The sequence below is a fragment of the Aristaeella lactis genome, assembly GCF_018118585.1.
In the GTDB taxonomy this organism is placed as follows: Bacteria; Bacillota; Clostridia; order Christensenellales; family Aristaeellaceae; genus Aristaeella; species Aristaeella lactis.
This window is the reverse complement of record NZ_CP069421.1, coordinates 1,564,154-1,590,314: the sequence shown is the minus strand read 5'-3', so window position 1 is coordinate 1,590,314 and position 26,161 is coordinate 1,564,154. Positions and strand designations below refer to the sequence as shown.

The following is a 26,161-nucleotide window of genomic DNA, read 5'->3' as shown; positions in this document are numbered from 1 at the left end:
CACAAGAGCGCGGAGAGAGAGTTGAAAGGAAGCGGATGCCATGAAAGTTGTGCTGGAAAACCTTACAAAGCAGTTTGCGTCCCGGCAGAAAAAAGGAGAAGTTGTTACCGCTGTGAACAATTTCAACTTTGAAATACCGGACGGGCAGCTGATCGGCCTGCTGGGACCCAGCGGCTGCGGCAAAAGCACCACGCTGAACCTGATCAGCGGTCTGGAAACGCCGACAACAGGGAAGATCTATTTCGGGGATGAGGACGTGACAAATCTGCCTCCGGAAGAGCGCGGCGTCGGCCTTGTATTCCAGAATTACGCGCTGTATCCCCATCTGACGGTGGAGGAAAACATCATCTTCCCGCTGCAGAACCTGAAGGGCGCCCAGAAGATGACCAAAGAGGCGATGCACCAGAAAGCGGTGGAAACGGCGAAGCTGGTGCAGATTGACGGCCTGATGGAGCGCAAGCCGAAGGAGCTTTCCGGCGGCCAGCAGCAACGCGTCGCGATCGCCCGGGCACTGGTGAAGATCCCGAAGGTCCTGCTGCTTGACGAACCGCTGAGCAACCTGGATGCCCGGCTGCGGCTGCAGACCCGTGAGGAGCTGCGCAGGATCCAGCGGGAAACCGGCGTTACCACGATCTTTGTTACCCATGACCAGGAAGAAGCCATGAGCATCAGCGACCTGATCATCGTGATGAAAGACGGCGTGGTTCACCAGATCGGAAAGCCGCAGGAAGTTTATGATGAGCCTGTCAACCTGTTTGTGGCCCAGTTCCTCGGAACTCCCCAGATCAATGTGTTTGAGGGAGAAATCCGTGACGGGCAGGTCTGGATCGGAGAAGAGGCTGTGCTGGACGCCCAGGGTCGGGAAGACAGGAAAGTCTGGGTCGGTATCCGGCCGGAAGGGTTTATTCCGGATGAGAACGGCCCCTTTACCTGCAAAATGGACCGGGTTGAAGTGATGGGCCGGGATGTCAGCGTGGTATCCACCCACGAGAAGATGACGGGCAAGAGCATCCGCTCCATTGTCAGCGCGGAGAACAAGTTCAGGCCGGACCAGACAGAGGTAAAGTTCAGCCTGAAACCCTATAAAGTATTTCTGTTCGACCGGGAGAGCGAGGAACGGGTATGAAACAGAAAAACAACCTGAAAGCCTGGCTGTACCTGCTTCCGGCGATCCTGTTCCTGGGTGTGTTTATGGTCTATCCGCTGGTGGACGTATGTTTTTACTCCCTGGAGGAGAACTACCATTCCATATCCCAGACCTATACAGGAGTCGGACTGGGTAATTTCGGCCATGTGCTGAGCGATCCTTTCTTTATTCAGGCATTGAAAAACACACTGATCCTGGTGGTGATCACGGTGCCGGTCAGCACGGGCATCTCCCTGCTGATCGCCCTGGGGCTGAGCTCCATCAAGGCGCTGAAGAAAGCCTTCCAGACAATCTATTTCCTGCCGTATGTGACCAACACGCTGGCGGTGGGTCTTGTTTTCATGATCCTGTTTGCCAGGACGGAATATACGGACGGACTGATCAATGCGCTGATCCAGGCGATGGGCTATGAGATGGTGGATTTCATCAACGGCCCCTACTGGGCAAAGATGATGGTCACCTGCCTGTATACGGTCTGGATCGTGATGCCCTTCAAGATCCTGATCCTGACCAGCGCCCTGGCCAGCGTGAACCAGGATTACTACAAGGCGGCTAAGGTGGACGGCGCAAGCAGCGGACGCATCTTCCGGAAGATCACCCTTCCGATGATCAGCCCCACAGTGTTCTACCTGATCATCACCGGCTTTATCGGGGCCTTCAAGGCCTACAGCGATGAAGTGGCACTGTTCGGCGTGAACCTGAACGAAGCCGGAATGAATACCATCGTCGGCTATGTGTATGACATGCTGTACAGCGACAAAGGCGGGTATCCCGGCTACGCGGCAGCGGCGGCACTGCTCCTGTTTGCCATTGTGTTCACGATCACGTATATCAACCTGAGGTTTAGTAAGAACAAGGTTCAGTACATGTGATTCAGGGACTGAATCACATGCAATGAACAATGAATAATGAACAATGAACAATTAATGGTTTTTATCCTGCTGTACATACAGTATTGTACGAGCCGGAGGATGTGAAGATATGATTGAGAAGAAGAACGCGCGGGTGTCACGGGTGCTGGTCTATCTTTTCCTGATCATCTGGGCATTTATCGTCCTGTTCCCGTTCTATTGGATGGTGCTGACCAGCGTCAAGGATACCGCGGCCTACAACAATGAAAAGATCCCGGAATTCATCACCACCGCGCCGACAGGAGAGAACTATGTCAAGGCGTTCACCGAGGTCAGCCTTGGACGGTATTTCATCAACACGCTGATCTTTACGGTGGTGACCACGGGGCTGATGATGCTGGTGATCGTACCGGCAGCATTCGCTTTTGCCCGGCTTGAATTCAAGGGAAAGGGCCTGCTGTTTGCCCTGTTCCTGAGCCTGATGATGATCCCGAATGAGCTGGTCATCATCACCAACTATGTAACGATCGTCAACTGGGGATTCCAAAAGGGAGACCTGACCTACCTGGGCCTGATCCTGCCTTCTGTGACCAGCGTGTTCTATATTTATCTGCTGAAGGAAAACTTTGAAGCCATTCCGGATGAACTGTACAACGCCGCGAAGGTGGATGGCACCAGCGACCTGAAATACCTGCTGAAGGTGATGGTGCCGATCAGCCAGCCTACCATTGTGACAATCGTTATCCTGAAGGTTATCGAATGCTGGAACAGCTATGTATGGCCGAGACTGATCACCAAGGAAGCAAAGTATTTCCTTGTGTCCAACGGCATCCAGGCGATCCGGGAAAGCGGATTCGGCCGCCAGGATATTCCGGCAATGATGGCCGCGGTTGTGGTGGTCAGCGTGCCGCTGATCGTGCTGTTCCTGGTGTTCAGGGACAAGATTATGGCGGGCGTGTCAAGAGGCGGAACAAAGGGATAAAGATCTTTTGAAGAAAGATCTTTATCCCAATGCAGAATGCAGAATGCAGAATGAGAGTGTTTACCGGACGGGGGACGGAAAAATGACAGGAAAGCAGATTAAGAGGGTAATGATCGGGCTGATGCTGATTGCTGCCCTGTTGCTTTTGAGCGGATGTCATGGGCGGCTGGAGAGCCGGGAAGCGGCGGGCGCGGGAAGCGCTAAGATCCCGGAGGTTTTTGATGACACGAAGCCGATAGAACTGGTTTTCTGGGCCAAGAATGACACCAACAAGGTGCAGACAGCCGTCTATACCAAAGCGATCGAAGACTTCGAAAAGATGTATCCGAACGTGAAGATCAATCTGCGCCTGTACGCGGATTACAGCCGGATCTTCGCGGACGTGATCACAAATATCGCCACCAAAACCACACCCAACATATGCATTACCTATCCGGACCATATCGCGACCTACAAGACGGGCCAGGACGTGGTGCTGCCGCTGGATGACTGGATGAGCGACAGTCGGTACGGGCTCGGCGGAAGCGAGGTTCGTTTCGATTCCCCGAAACAGGAGGAGATCGTTCCGGAATTCCTGAAGGAATGTGTGCTGGATGAGCACTATTATGCCCTGCCTTATATGCGTTCCACGGAAGCACTGTATGTGAACCAGGACATGGTGGAACAGCTGGGATATGAACTGCCGGATATGGTCACATGGGATTTCGTCTGGGAAGTCAGCGAAAAGGCCATGGAGAAGAACGAGGACGGCACGTTCAAAATCAACGGCCAGAAGGTCATGATCCCCTTTATCTACAAGAGCACGGACAATATGATGATCACCATGCTCAAACAGCTTAACGCGCCGTATTCCACGGAAAACGGGGATGTGCTGATCTTCAACGATACCACAAAGAGCCTGCTGCAGGAGATTTATACCCACGCGAAGAGCCGGGCTTTCTCCACCTTCGCCATCAGCAGCTACCCGGGCAATTTCCTGAATGCCGGGCAGTGCATTTTCGCCATTGACTCCACTGCCGGAGCTACCTGGATGGGAAGCGAAGCCCCGATGCTGGATATTCATGAGGAACAGATTGTCCCGTTCCGCATGAAGGTGATGCCAATTCCCCAGTTTAATCCGGAAGAACCGAAGATGATCAGCCAGGGCCCGGACATCTGTATCTTCAACAAGGAAGATCCCCAGGAAGTGCTGGCCAGCTGGCTGTTTACCCAGTATCTGATCAGCAACGAGGCCCAGCTGGGCTACGCTGAGACGGAGGGCTATATCCCGGTGACCCTGAAGGCCCAGGAAAGCGCGGAATACCAAGACTACCTGAGCCGGAAAGGGGAGGATGACGATCACTATTTCGCCAAGATCGAAGCCAGTGAGCTGCTCCTGAAACATACGAGCGATACCTTCGTCACGCCTGTTTTCAACGGCAGCACCAGTCTTCGTTCCGCGGCGGGACAGATGATCGAAAACGTCAGCAAAAGCGCCCGCCGAAAGGAAAAGATGAATGACGCTTATATCGACAAGCTGTACGCGGATGTGACCAGCCTGTTCCAGCTGGACCAGATTGAGGTGAAAGCGGGAAAACGGGTGACCTTTGGGGAACTTCCCGGCGAAGCAAAAACGCTTCTGATCACGATTCCCTGCGTGTGGGTCGTGATCGGCGGATATTCCCTGTGGGCGAAGCGGAAAGACCGAAAGAAAAAAGCAAAAACCCAATGAATCCGTTGTGTTTTTGGGTTGTTTGATGTATGATGTAACCATCCTGACGGAAGGGTATCCTTCCTGCAAACATTGAAAGGAGAATAGGTATCATGAAGAAGATTCTTAGCCTGATTCTGGCTCTTGTGCTTGCGGTGTTCGCTGTCTGCGCGCTGGCCGAGGAAGCTGCCGTGGAAGAAGAGGAAGTCACGGAAGTTCCGCTGATGACCTACGCTGATTACGCGCTTGCCGAGATCGACGCTCCCGTGTACGTGGAGACCTATGTCCAGGCACATCAGTCCTGGTGGAATGACAAGATCACCGTTTATGCCCAGAGCGAAGACGGCGCCTATTTCATCTATGAACTGGCCTGCTCCGAGGAAGACGCTGCCAAGCTGGTCCCCGGCACGAAGATCGCCGTGAAGGGCTACAAGAGCGAGTGGAGCGGCGAAGTGGAGATCACCGACGCTACCTTTGAAATCCTGGAAGCGGATCCCTTCATCGCGGAACCCGAAGACGTGACCGCGAAGCTGGGCACCGATGAGCTGATCGATGACCAGAACAAGCTGGTTGCCTTCAAGGGCATGACCGTTGAAGCCTATGACGAGACCGGCGCTGCTTTCGCGTACAAGAACGCTGAGAACAAGACCGATGACCTGTACTTCAAGGTTTCCAAGGACGGCAAGACCTATGACTTCTGCGTTGAGTTCTATCTCTGCGGACAGGACACCGAAGTGTACAAGGCTGTTGAAGCGCTGCAGGTTGGCGACGTGATCGACCTGGAAGGCTTCCTGTACTGGTACAACGGCGCGAATCCGCACATCACCAGCGTGAAGGCTGCCGAATAATCCAATCCCGTTATCAACAGGCGGAACCGAAAGGTTCCGCTTTTTTACTACCCTTATTCCGTCCGGGTGTGTTATAATTCTTCGTGACATGGAAGAAAAAGGCTGATAACGGACAAACCCGCGATACAATCGCGGCGTATGCCGGTATATCGGCCGGGAAAGGAAACAGAACCCTATGAAACTGAACGTCAAACGAACCTGTCAGATTGGATTCGCCTTTTTCGGGATTCTTTTGCTGTGGCAGGTGTATGACTCCTGGTGCCCGACCTTCCTGACAGACCTGTTTGCCCACCGGATGTATGGGCTGACTTCGGCGGAACTGAAAGCCAGCGCGCCGGACAAGATCCTGAACGTGCAGTGGCTGGTCGGTATCATCATGGCCTGTGACAACCTGGCTGCCCTGATCCTGCTTCCGATCTTCGGAAACCTGTCCGACAGGACAAAGACACCCATCGGAAAGCGGATGCCATATATCCTGGTTGGTACCTTTGTGGCGGCAGTGGCGTTCCCCTTTATTCCGCTGTTCTTCCATCAGAATAATATGGCGGGCATGATCATCATGATGGGCATTGTGCTGATCTTCATGATGATGTACCGTAATCCCGCTGTGGCCCTGATGCCTGATATCACGCCGAAGCCCCTGCGGGCGAAAGCCAACGGGATCATCAATATCATGGGATATCTCGGCGGCGGTTTCGCCACCATTCTGGGCGTATTCCTGAAACTGAGCGACTATATCAACGTAACGGACAGAAGCTCCAAGATGTGGATCATTGAGATCCCGTTTATCGTGGCTTCCGTGCTGATGGTGATCTCAGCGCTGGTGCTGTTCTTTACGGTTAAGGAAAACAAGATCGAAGAGGAAATGAAGGATGAACTGGCGGAGGGCGAACGCCTGGCGGCCATAGAAAATCCCGCTACGGACGAGGGCCCCATGTCCCCGGCCAACCGGCGGATGCTGCTGGCAATCCTCGGCGCGGAGTTCCTCTGGTTCATGTCTGACAACGCCATCGGTACCTATATCGGCAACTATGTGATCTATTACCTGAACGCGGCCTCCAGCGCCACAATGATCCTGACGTTGGGCGGCGGACTGGCTGCCGCCATCGGTTTTCTGATCGCCGGCGGCATTGCGGAGAAAGTCGGCCGGAAATGGACGGTTTCCTCCGGCCTGATCATATCCTTCCTGGCCACGATGATCATGATCTTTGTCCGGCCTACCGGCAAGGTGGTTGGTGAGCATGGTGAATTCTCTTTCCCGGCCATCCTGTTCGGAGTGTGGGCCCTGAAGGGCTTCGGCATGGCCCTGGTCCACAACTGTTCCTTCCCGATGGTGGTGGAACTGTGCACCTCGAAGAAGATCGGAAAATTCACCGGCTACTACTACGCAGCGAGCATGTCCGCCCAGACGGTCACCCCCGTTCTGCTGGGTCTGATCTTCATGAGGACCGGTGCCTGGGGTGCCCTGCCGGTATATTCAACCATCCTGACAGTCTGCAGTGCCCTGGTCTTTATCCTGCTGGTGAAGAACATCAAAACCAGGAAGGTGGCCAATGCCTCCGGACTGGAAGCCTTTGCGGAGGAAGACTGAGATGAGACAGTATACCGCGGCGGATTTCTGCGGATTCTACTATGCCCACCGGGGACTGTATGACAATCACCACGGGATCCCGGAGAATTCGCTTGCCGCTTTCCGGGCGGCAGCGGAAAAGGGATACGGCGTGGAACTGGACGTACAGCTGTCTTCCGACGGACAGGTCGTGGTCTTTCATGACGATACCCTGGACCGGATCTGCGGTGTACACGGGAAAGTGATCGACTATCCGCTGGAGCAGCTTCAGGAAATGAAACTCCTGGAGACGGCCGAAACGATCCCGCTGTTCACAGACGTCCTTGCGGTACTGCGGCAGGGGGCGGGCCCGCTGATCGTGGAACTGAAGACGGTAGGGAAGCGCAACCCGGAACTGTGCGAAAAGACCCGGGAGATCCTGCGTTCCTATCCCGGCGTATTCTGTATTGAATCCTTTGATCCGATGATCGTCCGCTGGTTCCGGAAAAACGCTCCGGAGATCTTCCGCGGGCAGCTGGCCCAGCCGGAGGCAGATTACCAGGGACAGCTTCCGGGCGTGCTGGCATGGATGCTGGCCGGATGCCGGTTCTCTTTCCTGAACAAACCGGATTTCATCGCTTACAAGATCGGTACAAGGCCGGAACGGGTCCTGGAAAAACGCAAAAAAGGCATCCTGCTGGTTGCCTGGACGTCCCATGACGCGGAGAAGGACGCAAAGGAAAACGATGCTGTGATCTTTGAATACTGCGCGCCGCCGCTGCGGTATCAGGAAGGATAAAAGGGGATACAACAGACACACGATATCCGCTTCCGGACAGAAATGTCCGGAAGCGTTATATTTTCTTCTTGACAATTTAATCCGGCTCATGTATTATATCCCTTGCGCTCGCAAGAGCGATGTGACGCGGGGTGGAGCAGTTGGCAGCTCGTCGGGCTCATAACCCGGAGGTCGGGGGTTCAAATCCCTCCCCCGCAACCATATGGCTCAATAGCTCAGTTGGCTAGAGCATTCGGTTCATACCCGGAGTGTCATAGGTTCGAGTCCTATTTGAGCCACACAACAGAAACGAGGTCTTGTGACCTCGTTTTTTGCTGTTTGTGGCTCAAGGACTCGATTTATGACACTCCGGGTCCCGGAGGGAGCGAGGGAAGCGGTAGCCCAGTGGGCTATCCTGCGAAGCAGGAAGCGCCCCGAACGAGTCAGCCGAAACGAGCAGTGCGACCGCTCCAAGGGAGCAATGCGACGATTGAGGCCGCGTGGATAGGTTCGAGTCCTATTTGAGCCAAATAGGAAGGCGGATCCTTTACGGATCCGTTTTTTCTATAGCTGTTCTAAAAAATAGAACGAAATTCTAGAAACTCTTGACAACCCTCTCAACTCCGCTTATCCTAAAATAGAACGATATTCTATTTATGGAGGAGCTCACGATGAAAGGAAGAATCTATTACTTCACCGGAACAGGAAACAGCATGCGGGCAGCACGCGTGATCGCACAACAGCTGCAGGATACAGAGATCATCTCAATGAAAGTGAATCCAGAGGAATATCCGGCTACGGACTGTGATATTGTCGGATTTATATACCCTGTATATCACTGGACAATGCCCGCACCTGCAGCAGCGTTTATTGAGAAATTGAAGATCAATCCAAATGCTTATGTGTTTGTGATAGCAATGCCGAGTTTTGTATGCGGTATAGCCTGTGAGAAACTTGCGGAGATTCTCGAAAAGAAGGATGTTCAGATCAATTACGGCAATCTTGTGCACAGTGTGGCTAATTACGCGATTGTCTATCCGCCGTTTCCATCAGCAAAGATCAGGGTTCCGGCAACGGAAAGAAAGCTGAAGAAGATTGCCGGGGATATAGTCCTGAGGAAAGACAGAGCGTATCCCCGGGCAAGCAGGTTCATAAAGAGAAAAAGAGAAAGGGTTATGACGCCGTATGTGGAACTTCAGAAGTATGCGGACTATCCTTTTACGATCAGTGATGGATGCATTTCGTGTGGCCTGTGCAGGAAAGTGTGCCCTTGCAAAAACATTATCCTTGAAGAAGGAAAACCTGTTTTTCAGCATCATTGTTCCAACTGCATGGCATGCGTGGTGAGTTGCCCCAGGCGTGCAATTGGGTATAATATATCTCAAGGAGACAGGAAACTCCTGGACGCATCAAATACTAAAACGTTCCTGGTGAAGTGGATGGGGCTTCCGGAAAAACGCAAACTGTATATGAATCCGTATATAACAGCGAAGGACCTGACAAAGGAAAGAGAATAATGGCAAAAAGAGGCGAAACAAGGGAAACCATTCTCCAGGCTGCGACAAAGGCGTTTTTTGAGAACGGCTTTGAAAAGACTTCTGTGAAGATGATCCTGGAAGAAGCTCATATTGTTACGGGAAGCTTTTATCATTTCTTTCCATCAAAAGAAGATCTGTTTGAAGCTGTGGTTGAAGCTTTTCTACAGCAGTATGCGCAGAGAGTCAGGAGCATTCTGGATGATGAAGCCCTGGATGCGAAGCAGATCGCAGAAAAGGTACTGGAAGAACTCAAAACTTCCGGTGAGAAATACTACACGGAGTTACAGGGTGATAAGCTTCATTGGACTATCCAGCTTGCCTTGCATGAAATGACATTGCAGGCAATGGAAGAGCCTCTGACCCGGGCATTGAGTCGACTGAAAGAAAATGAAAAGATAAAGAGTTGTCTTGATGTTGATGATAAGACGCTAGCCCGAATCCTGATCAAAGGATCTGAGGCAGTTATTCACCATGAAGACAATACCGGGGCCGAATGGTTCCGGTCAGAAAAGCTGAATGACAACTTGATCCGGTTCTGGAACAGGATTATTGAAGTGTAAACTGTTTACCTCCCGACCTGAGCAATTGAGAAGCAGGCCCATTGACGGGCCTGTTTTTTGTTGACCAAATGTTTTCAATCTTCTATAATAAAAAGGATAAAACGAGCCAATCATAACAATTACAAAGGCGGGGAAATATATGGATAAATGGGACAAGCGGTTTATGCAGATGGCCTTTACAATCGCAGACTGGTCCAGCTGTTACCGTGCGGGGCGCAGCATCGGCTGCGTGATCGTGAAGGACAAGCGGATCATGACCACGGGCTATAACGGCGCACCGGCCGGCATTAAAACCTGCCGGGACAAGGGCGAATGCATGCGGGATAAGCTTGGTATTCCCAGCGGTACGCGGATGGAAACCTGCTACGCGGTGCACGCGGAGCAGAACGCCATTGTACAGGCCGCGAAACTGGGCGTCTCCATTGACGGGGCAACGCTCTACTGCACCCACCAGCCCTGCTCCATGTGCTGCAAGATGATCATCAACTCCGGTATCCGGAGGGTGATCTACAAGGAAGGCTATCCGGATCCCTTCACGCTGGAACTGTTTGCGGAAGCAGGCGTTCAGCTGGAAAGGTTCGAAGAAGAACTGTAAGGCAATTAAGAATTAAGAATGAAGAATGAAGAATTAAATGTTTCCGCCTGATATTATGGGGTCAGGAAAGATTGGAGTTATTGATTGAGGTATCATATTGACACGATTCCCGTATGGGATGCGATGAAACTGGACGGAGAGTGCCTGCTGTGCGCTCTGGAAAGAAAAACGGAACTGGGAGAGGCAGAACGGTATCTCGGCGCTTCCGTAATGGAACCGGATGTACGCGTGAAGGTGAATGACCGGGGATTCTGCCGGAAGCATCACGCAATGCTGTTTTCCATGAGCAACCGCCTGGGGCATGCCCTGATGCTGGAAAGCCATACGATTGAGATCCGGGAAAAGCTGGCAAAGATCTCGGACAAGCTGAATAAAAACGCCGAACTGCTGAAGAACGCCGGGATCGGCGACAAGCTGAGCGGAAAAACAAAGGCGGCGACGGATGAGATCCTGAAACAGGCGCAGGCCGTGAACGAAATGGCGGACAGCTGCCTGATGTGCGACACGATCAGGGAAAACATGAACCGGTACCTGCATACCTTCTTCCATCTTTATCAGAACGACGGGGATTTTCGCAGCCGGTTTGAAAAGAGCAAGGGGCTGTGCCTGCCGCACCTGGGCCAGCTGCTGGAGGTTGCCACCCAGAAACTGAATGCCAGGGATCTGGGCAGCTTTGTGACAACGCTGACCCGGATGGAAAAGGAAAACATGGACAGGATCCAGGAAGATATTTCCTGGTTTATCAAGAAGTTTGACTACCGCTATGAGAATGAAAGCTGGAAGAACAGCAAGGACGCTGTGGAACGTACCGTAAACAAGGTGCGCGGATGGTGCGTGGGAAAAGAGCCAACACCAGACGCTTAAATAATTCAGAATTCAGAATTAAGAATTCAGAATGTTATATACTTTGAACCCCAGGAACCCTGAGACAAGATAAAGGGGAGACAGAAAATGATGACTATACGGGAAGTCATGGAGATTGTGGACGGCAAGGTGCTGGTTGGTGGAGACAGGCTGGATGAACGGGTGGATACGGCCTGCGGATCGGACCTGATGAGTGACGTGCTGGCTTTTGTGAAAGAAAAGACAGTGCTGATCACAGGACTGATCAATCCGCATGTGCTCCGCACATCGGAGATGCTGGATATTACCTGCATTGTTTTCTCGCGGGGGAAACTGCCCAGTGAGGAAATGATGGAAATGGCAGAGGAAATCGGTATCACACTGATCTCCAGCCCGCTGACCACTTACACGGCATGCGGGGAACTGTATATCCATGGACTGCCGGGCACGAAGAGGAAGTCGGGCGTAACGAAAGGAGAGTAAGCGGTGGCATACATCCTTGAGAAAAGCTTTCCCGTGGAAGCCGGGGCATATACAACGGCCGGAGAAGCTTCCACAACCATTAAAAGAACGCTGAAGCAGCTGGGTGTCAGCGCGGAAGTGCTGCGGCATGTTTCTGTCGCCTGCTACGAGGTGGAGCTGAACCTGGTGATCCATTCACTGGGCGGCACACTGACCCTGCTGGTGGACCCGGAGAAGGTTACGCTGATCTCCAAGGATGTGGGACCGGGAATCCCTGATATTGAAATGGCCATGAAGGAAGGGTTTTCCACGGCCAGTGCGGAGGCACGTACACTGGGCTTCGGCGCCGGCATGGGCCTTCCGAACATGAAACGGAACGCAACGGAGTTTGACATACAGAGCGAAATGGGTGTGGGAACGACGATCACGATGTCATTTTCATTGGCATTATGATGCCAGTGAAAATGACTTAATGCACAATGCATAATGCACAATGAATGATGGAGATTGGCTATGGAACAGAAGCGGTTTCATTCGGTGAGACTGGAAGGCGACAAGTGCAGGGGATGCACCAACTGCCTGAAGCGCTGCCCGACGGAAGCGATCCGTGTCCGGGGCGGCCGGGCACATATCATTGACGAGCGCTGCATTGACTGCGGAGAGTGTATCAGGGTTTGCGGCTATCATGCAAAGGTGGCGGTAACGGATCCGCTGTCTTCCATCAGCGGCTTTAAGTATAAGATTGCTCTGCCGGCACCGAGCCTGTACGGCCAGTTCCAGAACCTGAAGAGCATCAGCCAGGTGCTGAACGGGCTGAAGCAGATGGGGTTTGATGACGCGTTTGAAGTGGCACGCGGGGCGGATGTGGTATCGCGCGCGATCAGGGAAAGGCTGAAGAATCCCGACCTGCCCAGGCCGGTGATCTCTTCGGCATGCCCTGCCATTGTACGCCTGATTCAGGTCCGCTTTCCGGACCTGCTGGACCATATTGTGGATGTGCGTCAGCCGATGGAAGTGGCAGCCATGATCGCAAAGCGTGAGTATGCCCGTTCCCATGGCGTGAATGAGAATGAGATCGGCTGCTTCTTTATCACTCCCTGTCCCGCCAAGGTAACGGCGATCCGCCGGCCTATCGGCCACGCAAAGAGCTCTGTGGACGGCGCAATCTCTGTGCTTGAAATCTACGGCCTGCTATCCAGCCAGATCCGGAACGCACCGGTTGATATCAGCCTGGAAACTGCCTCCGACCTGGGAGTTGGCTGGGCCAGGAGCGGCGGCGAGTGTAATGCTGTGAGTCCGGAAAACTCCATGTCTGTGGACGGAATCGAAAACTGTATCCATGTGCTGGAGGAAATTGAGGACAACAGGCTGAAGAACCTGGAGTTCTTTGAAGGCGCGGCCTGCACCGGAGGCTGTGTCGGCGGACCGCTGAACTTTGAAAACAACTATGTGGCCCGGTCCAATGTACGGCGACTTGCCAGCAGGGATCAGAATCCGGAACTGAATGTGGATAACGGCATGATGACGAAGTATTCCCTGTATGACGACATGCGCATCCTGCCCAATTCCGCCATGAAGCTGGACGATGATCTGATGGAAGCCATGCGGAAGATGGAGAAGATCGACAAGATCTACAAGGAACTGCCTGGCTTTGACTGCGGCAGCTGCGGGAGCCCGACGTGCAGGACTTTCGCGGAAGACGTGGTGCAGGGATTCGCAACGAAGATGGACTGCATTCATATGATGAAGGAACAACTGAGGGTCATGGCGCAGCAGATGGTCGATCTGGCGAAAACTACGCGCGAATAATCGCGCGGGGTTTTGCCAGATCAACATCTGCAATGCAGAATTCAGAATTCAGAATGCAGAATGATATAGTGTTTTACTGCTGAGGGTGCGGGAGATGAAGGAAAACAATCCTATTGTTGATAAGAGCAAGGCTTTTGCAATTCGCATTATCCGTATGTGCCAGCATATTGAGACAGAAAAAAGGGAAATCGTTCTGTCCAGGCAGGTGCTCAGAAGCGGAACAAGCATCGGAGCAAATGTCAGAGAGGCGACGCGCGCTCACAGTAAAGCGGATTTTATCGCGAAGATGCAGATTGCCCTGAAGGAAGCGGGCGAAACAGAATACTGGATCGAACTGCTTCAGGAAACGGGATATATTACGGAAAAAGTGGGAGAAAGTATGCTTGCTGACTGCAGGGAACTGCTAAAGATGATGTCAGCTATCATCAGAACAGCTAAAGAGTAATCATCATTATGAATTATGAATTGTGAATTATGAATTATAAATGTGAATTTGGAGGAAAACAGAGATGACAGTGAAGGAACTGTGTGAGCTGATCGAAGCGAAGGATATGACGCCGGAAGCGGATAAGAGCGCGGAGGTTTCCTGCGGATATACCTGTGACCTGCTGAGCTGGGTGATGGCTCACGGGACAGCAGGGATGGCCTGGGTGACGGTGCAGACCCATATGAACGTGATAGCTGTGGCCAGCCTGATGGAAATGGCGGCAGTCATCATTCCCGAAGGAATCGAGATGGAAGCACCTTCCCTGGAAAAAGCACAGGATGAAGGAATCAACGTGCTGCAGACGCAGCTGACGGCTTATGAGATCTGCGCGCGGCTGGCGGAAGCCGGACTGCCCGGAAAGAGCCGGGAGGCCTGAGCATGTGGGTGGATCTTCATATTCACTCCTGTCTCAGTCCATGTGCGGATGACGATATGACGCCGGCCAATATTTGCGGCATGGCGCACATCAAGGGACTGGACGCGATTGCGGTGACAGACCATAATACCGCCAGGAACCTGCCATTTGTGAAAGAGGCAGCGGATTATTACGGCCTGATCCTGCTGCCGGGAATGGAGATTACCACCAAAGAGGAAGTTCACCTGCTGGGTTATTTCCGGGACGTTGATACGGCAGTGGAGGTCGGGGAGATTTTCTCCAGCCACCTGCCGGCGATGAAAAACAAGCCGGATTATTTCGGAAACCAGCTGGTTATGAATACGGACGATGAAGTGGTTGATGTGGAGGAACGGCTCCTGATCGGTGCGACGGACCTGGACCTGGCAGAGTGTACGAAAATCATCCGGGACCACGGCGGCGCGGCGGTGCCGGCCCATATCAACCGGGGTCACGGACTGCTGGTGAACCTGGGTCTTTTTCCGGAAGAACCGGTTTTTCCGGTGGTTGAGGTACGGCCGGAACTGCCTGTGAACGAAAAACTGATCGTGGGGAAGAGAAGACTGTGGTCATCGGACGCCCATCATCTGGGGGATATCCTCGAAGCAGTAAGCGAGCTTGATACTGACCGGTTTTCACTTGGCGGGTTGTTTGAATTCATCGAAGGACGAAATCAGGCAAATGCATAATGATTGAATGGTGTTCAGCGGCAGAAAAGCCGTCCTGAGGCAAAAGGAAAACAGACGAGGAGACTTGTCTGATATTAGGACATTTTTTGAGGGCGTGCGGGGGAAGAATCCGGCATGCCCTCTTTATGTGACGGGGCGTCTGGAGAGGGACGGCGGCTGAAACCTATGAAAAATAAGGGAAATATTAGTTTCGACTAACCAAAAAGTTTTGATATTCAACGGTGAAAACCCTTTTCTTTCAAGGGCGAATATGATAAAATCAATCGGATAGCTGTAATGGGCAGAGTCTGCCTTTACATAAGTCTCAAAAACATCCCAAGGAGGTCAAGGACTGTATGCCTGACAACAAGGAAAAGTACGCAAAGCTGCAGGAAGTGATCGAGAAGCACAAGGGTGAACGCGGCGCCGTGATGCCCTGCCTGCAGGAAGCCATGAACATTTTCGGCTATGTGCCGCAGGATGTTCAGGAAATGATCGCGGATGGACTGGGAACCACCCTGTCTGAAGTCTACGGCGTTTCCACTTTCTACTCCCAGTTCTCCCTGAAACCCAAGGGAAAACACGTGATCGGCGTGTGCCTGGGCACAGCCTGCTACGTTAAGGGAAGCCAGAAGATCATCGAAAAACTGTCTGAGGAGCTGAAGATCCAGCCCGGAGATACCACGGACGACGGACTGTTCACACTGAACGCTACCCGTTGCCTGGGCGCCTGCGGCCTTGCTCCTGTTATGATGATCGGAGAAGAGGTATATGGCCGTCTGACACCGGATCAGGTTCCCGGTATTCTTGATTCCTATCGTGCGTGACCTGAGTCTTCATCTGCTGGACCTGGTACAGAACAGCATCACTGCCGGCGCAAGCCTGGTTACCATTCGTCTGACTCTTGAAGAGAACGGAATGCTGACCATGGTGCTTGCCGATAACGGCAAAGGTATGAGCCCGGAGCTGCTTTCCAGGGTTACCAGCCCCTTTGCCACCACCCGGACAACCCGGAAGGTGGGATTGGGAATCCCTATGATGAAGGAAAATGCCGAAAAAGCCGGGGGCACTTTCCAGCTGGAAAGTGAGGAAGGGAAAGGGACAACCCTGACCTGCACCATGGATACCGGCAATATCGACTGCCTTCCGCTGGGAGACCTTTCCGGCACATTGCTGAGTCTGATGCTGACCAATCCGCTGTTTCCGGATTTCCTCTTTGAGGGCAAAAGCCCGAAAGGAGAGGGGACCTTTGATACGCGGGAAGTCAGACAGGCGCTGGGCAGCGATATCCCATTCAACGAGCCTTCCGTGGCCGCCTGGCTGAAGGAAGCGCTGGACGAGGAAATCAACTCAATCTTTGGAGGTGTAATGATATGAAATCTTTGGCAGATCTGGAAGCCATCCGCGCAAAGACACTTGAGAGCATCAACATGCGCAAGGATAAGGACGCCTGCCGCGTCGTGATCGGCATGGCCACCTGCGGTATCGCCGCCGGTGCCCGCCCTGTTATGCTGGCCTTTATGGAAGAAATCCAGAAGAGGAATCTGCAGCACGTGACCGTGAGCCAGACCGGCTGCATCGGTATGTGCCGCTATGAGCCCATGCTGGACGTGATCCTGCCCGGCCAGGAAAAAGTTACCTACATCCACGTGAAGCCCGAAATGGTACCGCGGATCGTAGCTGAGCACATTGTTAACGGTCAGCCTGTGGAAGAATACACCATCGGCGCCGCAAAAGACTAATTCACGACAAAGAGGAGGAAAACCCAGATGGAGCTTTATCGTTCTCATGTGCTGGTCTGCGGCGGTACCGGCTGTTCTTCTTCCGGTTCCGCGAAGCTGATTGAACGCTTCGAGGAGCAGCTGAAGGAAAAGGGCCTTGACAAGGAAGTCAAGGTGGTCCGCACGGGCTGCTTCGGACTGTGCGAAGCGGGTCCCGTTGTTATTGTTTATCCCGAAGGAACCTTCTACAGCCGCGTCAAGGTTGAAGACGTGGATGAGATCGTTTCCGAGCATCTGCTGAAGGGCCGCAAGGTTCAGCACCTGGTCTACGTGGATCACAAGACCCACGAGAGCAGCGTTCAGAAGAGCCTGAGCGAGATCGGCTTCTACAAGCAGCAGGAGCGCGTCGCGCTGCGGAACTGCGGTGTGATCGATCCTGAAAATATCGATGAATATATCGCCTTCGACGGCTACAAGGCCCTGGCCAAGGCGCTGACTGAAATGACCCCCGAACAGGTCTGCCAGGAAGTGCTGGATTCCGGTCTGCGCGGCCGCGGCGGCGCTGGTTTCCCGACCGGTAAGAAGTGGCAGTTTGCCCGTGCCAGCCAGGCGGAGCATAAGTACTTCGTCTGTAACGCTGACGAGGGCGACCCCGGCGCGTTCATGGACCGTTCCCTGCTGGAAGGCGATCCCCACGCGATCCTGGAAGCCATGGCTATCGGCGGCTATGCCATCGGTGCTGACGAAGGCTGGATCTACGTCCGTGCTGAGTACCCCATCGCTGTAAAGCGTCTGGAGAAGGCCATCGAACAGGCTCATGAATACGGCCTGCTAGGCAACAACATCTTCGGCACTGACTTCAACTTTGACATCCACATCCGCCTGGGCGCCGGCGCGTTCGTGTGCGGCGAGGAAACCGCCCTGATGGCCTCCATTGAAGGCAAGCGCGGCGAGCCCCGTCCGAAGCCCCCGTTCCCGGCGATCAAGGGTCTGTTTGAAAGCCCCACCAACATCAACAACGTTGAAACCCTGGGCAACATCCCGCAGATCATCCTGAAGGGTGCTGACTGGTTCAAGTCCATCGGTATTCCCACCTCCACCGGTACCAAGGTCTTCGCCCTGGGCGGTAAGATCAACAACACCGGCCTGGTGGAAGTCCCCATGGGTATCCCGCTGCGCACCATCATCGAAGACATCGGCGGCGGCTGCCCGAACGGCAAGAAGTTCAAGGCTGTTCAGACCGGCGGTCCTTCCGGCGGATGTATCCCTGCGAGCCTGCTGGACATCTCCGTGGACTATGACTCCCTGACCAAGATCGGCGCCATGATGGGTTCCGGCGGTATGATCGTCATGGACGAAGACAACTGTATGGTGGACATCGCTCGCTTCTTCCTCGACTTCACGGTTGATGAAAGCTGCGGTAAGTGCACACCCTGCCGCGTCGGTACCCGCCGCATGCTGGAGATCCTGGAGCGGATCACCCAGGGCAAGGGCGAGGAAGGCGACATCGAAAAGCTGCAGACCCTGGCTGAGAACATCAAGTCCAGCGCTCTGTGTGGTCTGGGCCAGACGGCTCCGAACCCCGTGCTTTCCACGATCAAGTACTTCCGCGATGAGTATGAAGCACACATCAAGGAAAAGCGCTGCCCGGCACATCACTGCCAGGCCCTGCTGAACTACAAGATCACCGACGCCTGCCGCGGCTGCACCGCCTGCGCCCGCAAGTGCCCGGTGAACGCGATCACCGGCAATGTCAAGGAACAGCACGTGATCGACCAGAACAAGTGCATCAAGTGCGGAAGCTGCATGGCGACATGTAAGTTCGGCGCTATCATCAAGGAATAATCGCGCGAGGAGGAACAACACAAATGGAAAATCTCGTTAAGCTTACGATTGACGGCGTCAGTGTTGAAGTTCCGGCCGGCACGACGGTTCTGGAAGCGGCGAAAAAGGCCGGGATCAACATCCCCACGCTGTGCTACCTGAAGGATATCAACCAGATCGGCGCCTGCCGTATGTGTATCGTGGACACCGGTGCCCGTGCTTTCGGCGCGGCCTGCGTGCTGCCCGTTGCCAACGGCATGAACGTTAAGACCAATACTCCCAAGATCCGGGAAGCCCGCCGGGTGAACCTGGAGCTGCTGCTGAGCAACCACGACAAGAAGTGCCTGGACTGCGCCCGCAACCAGAAGTGCGAACTGCAGCAGATGTGCCAGGACCTGGGCGTGGATGATGTGGACAAGTACAAGGGCAAGATGAACGAGTATGACATCGATGACCTGAGCCCCTCCATTGTCCGCAACAACAACAAGTGCATCCTGTGCCGCCGCTGCGTGGCTGCCTGTAACAACACCCAGGCTGTCGGCGTGATCGGCCCCATGGGACGCGGCTTCAAGACCAAGATCGGCAGCGCCTGGGAACAGCCCCTGAACGACGTGGCCTGCATCAACTGCGGTCAGTGTATCGCGGCCTGCCCGACCGGCGCCCTGTATGAGAAGGACTCCACCAAGGCTGTGTGGGATCTGCTGAACGACGAAACCAAGACGGTTGTTGTGCAGCCCGCTCCCGCGGTCCGCGCCGCCCTGGGCGAAGAATTCGGCATCCCGATGGGCACCTCCGTGACCGGCAAGATGGCTGCCGCCCTGCGCCGCCTTGGCTTCAACAAGGTGTTCGATACCGACTGGGCTGCTGACCTGACGATCATGGAAGAAGGCACCGAGTTCATCGGCCGCCTGAACAACGGCGGTGTGCTGCCCCTGATCACCAGCTGCTCTCCCGGCTGGATCAAGTTCTGCGAAACCTACTATCCGGACTTCATTCCGAACCTGTCTTCTTGCAAGTCTCCCCACGAGATGGAAGGCGCCATGATCAAGTCCTACTGGGCGGAGAAGGTCGGCATCGACCCCAAGGATATCAAGGTTGTTTCCGTGATGCCCTGTACCGCCAAGAAGTTCGAGGCAAAGCGTCCTGAACTGGGTCATAACGGCCTGGCGGACGTCGATGAAGTCATTACCACCCGTGAGCTGGCCAAGATGATCAAGGAAGCCGGCATTGACTTTGCCAACCTGCCGGACGAAGACTTCGATCCCGTCCTGGGCGAAAGCACCGGCGCCGGCGTCATCTTCGGCGCGACCGGCGGTGTTATGGAAGCTGCCCTGCGTACCGTGTATGAAATCGTCACCAAGGAGACCCTGGACAAGGTCGACTTCACGGCCGTCCGCGGTATCGAAGGCGTGAAGGAAGCCACCATCAAGGTTGGCGACCTGGATGTGAACGTGGCGGTTGCCCACGGCACCGCGAATGCCGCGAAGCTGCTGGACAGCATCCGCAGCGGCGAGAAGACCTACCACTTCATCGAAGTCATGGGATGCCCCGGCGGCTGCGTAACCGGCGGCGGACAGCCCATTGTTTCCGCCCAGAAGCGGATGGAATGCGACCCCAAGACCCTGCGTGCCGCGGCCCTGTACAACGAGGACGCGAACAAGCCGCAGCGGAAGTCCCACGAGAATGCCTCCATCATGGCGGTGTACAAGGACTACCTGGGCGAGCCCAACAGCCATCTGGCCCACGAGCTGCTGCATACCCACTATACAGCACGCCCGAAGTACAAGAAGTAATCCGGGATTTATTCCAGGCAGCGCATTTGCAAAAATGCGCTGCTTTTTTGTTTGCCGATCGGAAACCAAACGTACAGCTGCCATGTGGCCCCAATATGCTTTCAGGCAGATCAGACCCGGAAATGGGTATATGCCTCCTTTTCTTGCCGGATGTGCATGAATCGTGTACAATTTTACAGTGCTCCATAATCTCCCTGCGAGCTCCGGGACCTGAAGCACAAGAAGGGATTAACCTGGCATAAAAGGGGGCTGTCCTGTGGACCAAAGAAATGAATACTCGAAGAAGGCAATTCGTGAAGCGCTGATCCGGCTGTCCCGGACAAAACCCTATACTGAGATTTCTGTCAGGGAGTTATGCCGGGAAGCAAATGTGTCCCGCTCAACGTTTTACAACAATTATCATTTTTTTAATGATGTTGTTGTGGAAATGAGCGAAGCATATATGGAAAAGCTTCGGGGCAGGCGGCTGACCAGGGAATTCTTTGATTCACTGAAGAACGAAGGCGATGAGCTGAAGCTTCTGCTGGACAGTGGCATGTTCGGGCGGGAATTCAGCCTGTATCTGCGTGAGATCGTTCAGGAAGAGATCGCGGACAGGCATCAGCGGGATCCCGGGGATATCTCCGTCAATGTTGTTACACTTTACCATGCTTTCGGTATCTTTGGCGTGCTGCAGAACCTTCTGGCTGTGCAGGGCGAGCCGCGGATCAAAGAGGAAGTCTACCGGAGGGGGATCGACACACTGATGGAGATCATAGAAAACTTAACAGATCCACCCTCCCTGCTGCCGTAAATGCAGTTTCCAACCATGTGACCCGCAGAACGATCGGAGTACTATATCCGCATTTATTGAACACTTTTCTGTGTTTCGGTACGATAAAACCGGGATGGGTTTTGCTTCAATAATGAATATGATAGGATATCCGCAGGAAGCGCCGAAGCTGTTCGGCGTTTATTGCGGATTTTTTTGCTGAATGCTTGAGGGGATTCAAATGACAGAGACAAAGAATCAACCCGTCTGGAAAAACTTTATTCATTTAATCCGACAGATCCGTTTGCCTGTTCCACTCCTTGTACTTGCGTTTCTGTTCAATCTGGGCAGGGCTGCAATTGAGCTGACAATCCCTGAAAAAATAGCAGGCCTGGCTGACCTGGAATTTACCGTCGCAAACAGTCCTGTGGTCAAAACGGCGGTCAGTATCTGCCTTACGCTCTTTGCCCTGGCCCTGGCGGAGTTTGTCGGCGGACTTGCCTCAACCTATATTACCTATATCGCCAAAGCCCGCATCCATCGGAACTTTCAGGCGGTGGCTTCCCGCAAGGTGTTTTCCCTGACCGCTGCGGAGACGGAGGCGCGGGATCCCAAGGAATTCATCTCCCGTATCACGACGGACACCGGGTTTGTAAGTGATTTTCTGATCGACCTGCTGGTCATTGAGATTCCAAGACTGTATTTCCTCACAAGAACGCTTGTGAAGGTTTCCCGCATGGGCAACGGCTCGCTTCTGCTCAGCTTTATCCTGATCATTCCTGTTATCGTTCTCGGCGCACTCTGGTCCGGCCGCGTAACGTACAAAAGCCAGACCAGGCTGCAGAACGCCATTGCGCGCCTGACAGCAAAGCTTGCTGAAAAGGTGGAGCATGTGGAGATCATCAAGGCTTACAACAAGACCGAAGATGAGATCGCAGACGGAGACGGCTTTATAGACGAGATGAAGGCCGCGCAGAAGAAGACCACGATGGCCGCTGCCTTCAACCAGCTGATCGCCAATGTCTTATACGCAGTGCCGACGCTGATCATTATGACAGCCGGTGCGATTCTGCTCCTGGGCGGCGATATCTCCACAGCCCAGTTTATCGCATACTTCGGCCTCGGCGCGACCTACCAGAAGTATATTGCCGACCATCTCACCCTATGGGTGCTGGGCAAGAAGGCACAAGGCGCTACACTGCGCATTTCTGAAATCCTGACGCTCGATGAGGACTGCGGCGGTGAGCAGAAGGCAGTCCGGCAGGCAGAACTGAAATTTGAACATGTCAGCTTTTCCCGCGGCGGGAACAAAACGCTTTCGGATGTCTCCTTCACGGTGAAAAACGGCAGCAAGTTCGCCATCGTGGGCGGGAGCGGTGCCGGAAAATCGACGCTGCTGAACCTGATCGAACAGTTTTACCGCCCGGAACAGGGCTGTATCACACTGGACGGCGTGGACATACGCGAATTTGAGATCAGCAGCTACCGGAACCTGTTTTCCTATCTTCCGCAGAACGCACCGGGATTTGACGGAACCGTGCGCGATTTTCTTTGCTACGGATCCGGGACTCCTCATTCCGATGAGGAGCTGAACAGGTTCCTGAAGGAAGTTGATATGCTGGAGGCAGTCGAGGTGAACGGCGGCCTGGACTACGAGGTCGGGCCGGGAGCATCGAAGCTCTCCGGCGGACAGAGACAGAGGCTGGCCGTGGCCAGAATGCTTCTGTCCGGGGCTAAAATGGTTCTTGCGGACGAGGCCACGAGCGCGCTGGATTATGAAGGCTCCAGACGTATTGCCGCGCTGATCGACCGGTACGCGGCAGGAAAGACAAGGATCATTGTTGCGCACGATCTTTCCACCGTGCAGGACGCGGACACGATCCTGGTTCTCAACAAGGGCCGGGTTACGGGCTGTGGAACCCATGAAGAATTAAAGAACAGCTGTCCGGAATACCAGCGTCTGCTGTCGGCCGGAGAGGGGGCGAAACAATGAAGAACAAGTCCAGTCTTGCGATGGAAAACGTCACAATCAGGACGAAAAAACCATTAAAGACCCTCTATAAAGACGTTAAGCTGCCCGTTCTCCGTACATTGCTCGGATCATTGCTGTACCTGGTCGGTACACTGATTGTCGCATCGCAGGCTGACACTGTGGCTGCGATCTCTGTCGGTAAATTCAAGGATTTTTCACCCATTGTCACCTATGCGCTGATGTGTATCCTCGGCTATGTGTTTTCCTACGCCAGCGTGGTGGCTGATCTCGGCTTTGTGGAGCTGGCGGCAGGAGTCCGGAAAAAGATCTGGAAGAAAACCATGCGGCTTCCGTACAGCTACTATGACCGGGAGAGTCCCAACCGGGTCTTAAGCCGTGTCACCTCAGACCCTGAATATTCCTATCTGCCCTTTAAGCTGCTTCAGCTCATTTTTACGCTGCTGGCTTTCCTTCCGATTGTTCTGGCGGGTGAGGCGGCTGTTGCAGAACTGACGCCGTATCTGCTCATCGGCTTTATCGTCACCATTGGTATTATGCTTTTCTCCGCCCGCTTCAGTGAGCGGGGGGCTGTATATGTAGCCGGAAAACTGTCCGCTTTTACCGCTTTTCTCGCAGAACGTTTCGGCAGAATCCGTTTCATCAAGGCCATGAACAGCGAGGAAAAGGAGAATGCAGCCAGCCTTCGCTGTATTGAGGAACGCTACGAGGCGGACAAATATAACGCCATGGCCAATACCCTTGTGCAGTTCGGCCAGACCTTTCTGATCTTCGTTCTGTTTACCGTTGCTTTTCTGATTGGCAGCATGCTTATCCGGAGCAGCCGCGTTCAATCCGGTGCGACGCTGGCAGCGTTCTACGCTTACGGCAACAACCTGGTGCTGGTGTTTCAGTTCTTCGCACAGTTCCCATCCGTGTTCTCGGCTACAAAGGGCGGCAGCAAAAAGATCGTCTCCATCCTGGAGGAGCAGGAGGAAGATCCTGACCGGGGGCAAAGTGAGTTTACGGCAGCCGGGGACCTGTGCATGGATAAGGTCTCCTTTGGCTACAACGACAGGGAAGTCATCCACAGCATCAGTACGCATATCCCCAAAGGAAAGATTACAGCCATTGTCGGCCCGAACGGCAGCGGCAAAACGACAGTACTGCGTCTGCTGAACCGCCTGTATCCGGATTACGGCGGAAACATCCGGATCGGTGAGGCCGGAAACGAGGTGTCCCTGCGTGCCTGGCGTGACCGCTTCGGCGTCGTCAGCCAGAACGCCGGCCTTTTTGAAGGGAGCATCCGTGACAATATCTGCTATGGCGTCAGGGATGTTAAGGAGGAGGAACTGGGGGCTGTTATTTCCCTGGCCTGCCTGGAGGATCTGATCGCCTCCCATGAGGGAGGACTCGACTTCAACGTCGGCTTCAACGGAGAAAAACTCTCCGGAGGCGAACAGCAGCGTATTGCCATTGCCAGGGCTATGCTGAAGAATCCGGACTATCTGATCCTGGACGAAGCCACTGCCAATCTGGACCCTGTGACAGAGGAAAAGATCAGGACAGGCATCCGGGCCCTTATACAGGGCAGAACAGCCATCATCGTGGCGCACAACTATCGTACGGTAGCTGAAGCACATCATGTGATCGTGATGCGTAACGGAACCGTTGAGGATGAGGGAACCGTTGACGAATTAAAGACCAGAAATGACTTTTTCAGGGCATTTGCCGGACAGTGAGGGGAGAAGCATATGATATTCAAATATCTGGAATGGATTTGCCTGCTGCACGATATGAAGCGGTATCAGAAGGTGGATGACTATGACGGAACGGCCAGGCCGGATCATCTCTTCAGGTTCTATCCGGAGGGCGCTGTCTGCAGCGACGGCAGCCGCTATCACGGGTTGTTTCGTATGGGCCGGGAAAACAAGCTGCTCATTATGCTTGACGGCGGCGGCTTTGCCTTTGACAAATACACGGCAGCACGCCCATCCGGTGATACATTCGATGAGAACAATCCAACCTTTTATGACAGCTGGTGCAAACCCAGCAAGGATGCCTATACCCGGCTGAGCATGTTCCACGAGAAGTGCAAAAAGAGTCCCTTTTACGGCTGGAGCCTCCTGTGTGTACCCTATGCCACCGGCGATTTCCACGGAGGGACAGGAACGTTTACCTATACTGATACGGAAGGGAAGGAACGAACCTTCTACGCTCACGGGAATATCAATCTGCATCTGTGCATTGATTTCGCCAGGCAGTTTTGCCCGCATCCGGAGAAGCTGGTTGTGCTGGGCAGCAGCGCGGGCGGCTTCGGTACGGCTCTTGTGGGAAATGATGTTCTGGAACGCTTTCCCGACTGCAGGGACTGTACCTGCATTGTGGACGGAGCTGCGATCGATCTGGATCTGAAGGAATGTGCTAAAACACTCTGGCAGGTGCCTGAATCCATCAGCGCGGCGCTTCATAGCGACGATCCGGTGGCTGACGGGCTGGAGTATCTTTACGCGCATCAAAAGGGAAGGGTAAAGATCGGCTATGTGATCTCCCTGCGTGACGGCGTCCTGATGCGGTACCAGAATTTTATCGACACGAAAAAAGAGATGGGCTGGCCTCCGGAGGCCGGGGAACGCATGGAGCGCATCATCTGTGGTACGGTGAACCGCCTGTCCGCTTCCATTCCCGACATCAGCTATTTCCTGTACAATTACAACTTCAACGATATCAAAGGGCGGCCGGTTGAGTCCAACGGGGCGACTTCCCACTGCTGCCTCTGGATTCCCGAGTTCATGCGCTTTGAGCGCGAAGGATGCACCGGTCTGCAGTGGGTCCGGAACGTGATCGACGGGAAAACCACGCAGATCGGCAGGGATCTGCTGACCTGAGCACCATCAAGGCG

General features: G+C 53.9%; 26 protein-coding genes and 2 tRNA genes. All 28 read left to right on the top strand.

Annotated features, from left to right (window positions below; genetic code table 11):
* Positions 1–40: 40 nt before the first annotated feature.
* Positions 41–1,126 carry an ABC transporter ATP-binding protein gene (locus JYE50_RS07425; protein WP_084096753.1) on the top strand — a complete coding sequence of 362 codons (1,086 nt, stop codon included), beginning with the start codon at positions 41–43 and terminating at the stop codon, positions 1,124–1,126.
* Complete coding sequence (locus JYE50_RS07420) at positions 1,123–2,019, top strand: carbohydrate ABC transporter permease (protein WP_084096754.1); 897 nt, start codon at positions 1,123–1,125, stop codon at positions 2,017–2,019. Before JYE50_RS07425 ends, JYE50_RS07420 begins: the two co-directional genes overlap by 4 nt.
* A 109-nt stretch (positions 2,020–2,128) precedes the next feature.
* Positions 2,129–2,980, top strand: coding sequence for a carbohydrate ABC transporter permease (locus tag JYE50_RS07415; RefSeq protein ID WP_084096755.1), 852 nt, complete (start codon positions 2,129–2,131; stop codon positions 2,978–2,980).
* 82 nt (positions 2,981–3,062) lie between these two features.
* Positions 3,063–4,691, top strand: coding sequence for an ABC transporter substrate-binding protein (locus JYE50_RS07410; protein WP_084096865.1), 1,629 nt, complete (start codon positions 3,063–3,065; stop codon positions 4,689–4,691).
* A 92-nt stretch (positions 4,692–4,783) separates the two neighbouring features.
* Positions 4,784–5,518, top strand: a complete 735-nt coding sequence (locus tag JYE50_RS07405) for a hypothetical protein (protein WP_084096756.1) — start codon at positions 4,784–4,786, stop codon at positions 5,516–5,518.
* Between the two features lie 175 nt (positions 5,519–5,693).
* Positions 5,694–7,109, top strand: a complete 1,416-nt coding sequence (locus JYE50_RS07400; RefSeq protein WP_084096757.1) for an MFS transporter — start codon at positions 5,694–5,696, stop codon at positions 7,107–7,109.
* A gap of 1 nt (position 7,110) precedes the next feature.
* On the top strand, positions 7,111–7,866 hold the full coding sequence (locus JYE50_RS07395; RefSeq protein ID WP_179138414.1) for a glycerophosphodiester phosphodiesterase family protein: 756 nt from the start codon (positions 7,111–7,113) through the stop codon (positions 7,864–7,866).
* Between the two features lie 125 nt (positions 7,867–7,991).
* Positions 7,992–8,067 (top strand) — tRNA-Met (locus JYE50_RS07390).
* 3 nt (positions 8,068–8,070) lie between these two features.
* Positions 8,071–8,144 (top strand) — tRNA-Met (locus JYE50_RS07385).
* Between the two features lie 372 nt (positions 8,145–8,516).
* Complete coding sequence (locus tag JYE50_RS07380; RefSeq protein ID WP_084096759.1) at positions 8,517–9,362, top strand: EFR1 family ferrodoxin; 846 nt, start codon at positions 8,517–8,519, stop codon at positions 9,360–9,362.
* Complete coding sequence (locus tag JYE50_RS07375; RefSeq protein WP_084096760.1) at positions 9,362–9,943, top strand: TetR/AcrR family transcriptional regulator; 582 nt, start codon at positions 9,362–9,364, stop codon at positions 9,941–9,943. The genes JYE50_RS07380 and JYE50_RS07375 overlap by 1 nt, the downstream gene beginning before the upstream one ends.
* Positions 9,944–10,082: 139 nt before the next feature.
* Positions 10,083–10,538: a deoxycytidylate deaminase gene (locus JYE50_RS07370; RefSeq protein ID WP_084096761.1), complete on the top strand. Its 456-nt coding sequence runs from the start codon at positions 10,083–10,085 to the stop codon at positions 10,536–10,538.
* An 84-nt stretch (positions 10,539–10,622) separates the two neighbouring features.
* Positions 10,623–11,402, top strand: a complete 780-nt coding sequence (locus JYE50_RS07365) for a DUF6062 family protein (RefSeq protein WP_084096762.1) — start codon at positions 10,623–10,625, stop codon at positions 11,400–11,402.
* A gap of 87 nt (positions 11,403–11,489) precedes the next feature.
* Positions 11,490–11,864: a DRTGG domain-containing protein gene (locus JYE50_RS07360; protein ID WP_366212447.1), complete on the top strand. Its 375-nt coding sequence runs from the start codon at positions 11,490–11,492 to the stop codon at positions 11,862–11,864.
* A 3-nt stretch (positions 11,865–11,867) separates the two neighbouring features.
* The gene (locus JYE50_RS07355; RefSeq protein ID WP_084096763.1) at positions 11,868–12,296 is read left to right on the top strand and encodes an ATP-binding protein; all 429 of its coding nucleotides are present in this window, start codon (positions 11,868–11,870) and stop codon (positions 12,294–12,296) included.
* 60 nt (positions 12,297–12,356) lie between these two features.
* Positions 12,357–13,652, top strand: coding sequence for a [Fe-Fe] hydrogenase large subunit C-terminal domain-containing protein (locus JYE50_RS07350; protein ID WP_084096764.1), 1,296 nt, complete (start codon positions 12,357–12,359; stop codon positions 13,650–13,652).
* 94 nt (positions 13,653–13,746) lie between these two features.
* Entirely contained in the window at positions 13,747–14,097 is a 351-nt protein-coding gene (locus tag JYE50_RS07345; RefSeq protein ID WP_084096765.1) for a four helix bundle protein, read from the top strand.
* Between the two features lie 64 nt (positions 14,098–14,161).
* Positions 14,162–14,515 (top strand): hypothetical protein, encoded by a 354-nt coding sequence (locus tag JYE50_RS07340; protein ID WP_084096766.1) that lies wholly within the window; start codon positions 14,162–14,164, stop codon positions 14,513–14,515.
* A gap of 2 nt (positions 14,516–14,517) precedes the next feature.
* Entirely contained in the window at positions 14,518–15,222 is a 705-nt protein-coding gene (locus JYE50_RS07335) for a PHP domain-containing protein (RefSeq protein ID WP_084096767.1), read from the top strand.
* A 335-nt stretch (positions 15,223–15,557) separates the two neighbouring features.
* On the top strand, positions 15,558–16,028 hold the full coding sequence (gene nuoE, locus JYE50_RS07330; protein WP_084096768.1) for an NADH-quinone oxidoreductase subunit NuoE: 471 nt from the start codon (positions 15,558–15,560) through the stop codon (positions 16,026–16,028).
* Complete coding sequence (locus tag JYE50_RS07325; RefSeq protein WP_283399246.1) at positions 16,009–16,578, top strand: ATP-binding protein; 570 nt, start codon at positions 16,009–16,011, stop codon at positions 16,576–16,578. Before nuoE ends, JYE50_RS07325 begins: the two co-directional genes overlap by 20 nt.
* Positions 16,575–16,943, top strand: a complete 369-nt coding sequence (locus JYE50_RS07320; protein WP_084096769.1) for a (2Fe-2S) ferredoxin domain-containing protein — start codon at positions 16,575–16,577, stop codon at positions 16,941–16,943. Before JYE50_RS07325 ends, JYE50_RS07320 begins: the two co-directional genes overlap by 4 nt.
* Before the next feature lie 27 nt (positions 16,944–16,970).
* A complete protein-coding gene (gene nuoF, locus JYE50_RS07315) occupies positions 16,971–18,767 on the top strand; it encodes an NADH-quinone oxidoreductase subunit NuoF (RefSeq protein ID WP_084096770.1) in 1,797 nt (598 codons plus the stop codon).
* Positions 18,768–18,790: 23 nt separating this feature from the next.
* On the top strand, positions 18,791–20,539 hold the full coding sequence (locus tag JYE50_RS07310) for an NADH-dependent [FeFe] hydrogenase, group A6 (RefSeq protein ID WP_084096771.1): 1,749 nt from the start codon (positions 18,791–18,793) through the stop codon (positions 20,537–20,539).
* Between the two features lie 256 nt (positions 20,540–20,795).
* Positions 20,796–21,332, top strand: coding sequence for a TetR/AcrR family transcriptional regulator (locus JYE50_RS07305; protein ID WP_084096772.1), 537 nt, complete (start codon positions 20,796–20,798; stop codon positions 21,330–21,332).
* Positions 21,333–21,594: 262 nt separating this feature from the next.
* On the top strand, positions 21,595–23,283 hold the full coding sequence (locus JYE50_RS07300; protein ID WP_179138415.1) for an ABC transporter ATP-binding protein: 1,689 nt from the start codon (positions 21,595–21,597) through the stop codon (positions 23,281–23,283).
* Positions 23,280–25,001 carry an ABC transporter ATP-binding protein gene (locus JYE50_RS07295; protein ID WP_084096774.1) on the top strand — a complete coding sequence of 574 codons (1,722 nt, stop codon included), beginning with the start codon at positions 23,280–23,282 and terminating at the stop codon, positions 24,999–25,001. Before JYE50_RS07300 ends, JYE50_RS07295 begins: the two co-directional genes overlap by 4 nt.
* A 12-nt stretch (positions 25,002–25,013) precedes the next feature.
* Positions 25,014–26,147 (top strand): pectin acetylesterase-family hydrolase, encoded by a 1,134-nt coding sequence (locus JYE50_RS07290; RefSeq protein WP_084096872.1) that lies wholly within the window; start codon positions 25,014–25,016, stop codon positions 26,145–26,147.
* Positions 26,148–26,161 lie beyond the last annotated feature (14 nt).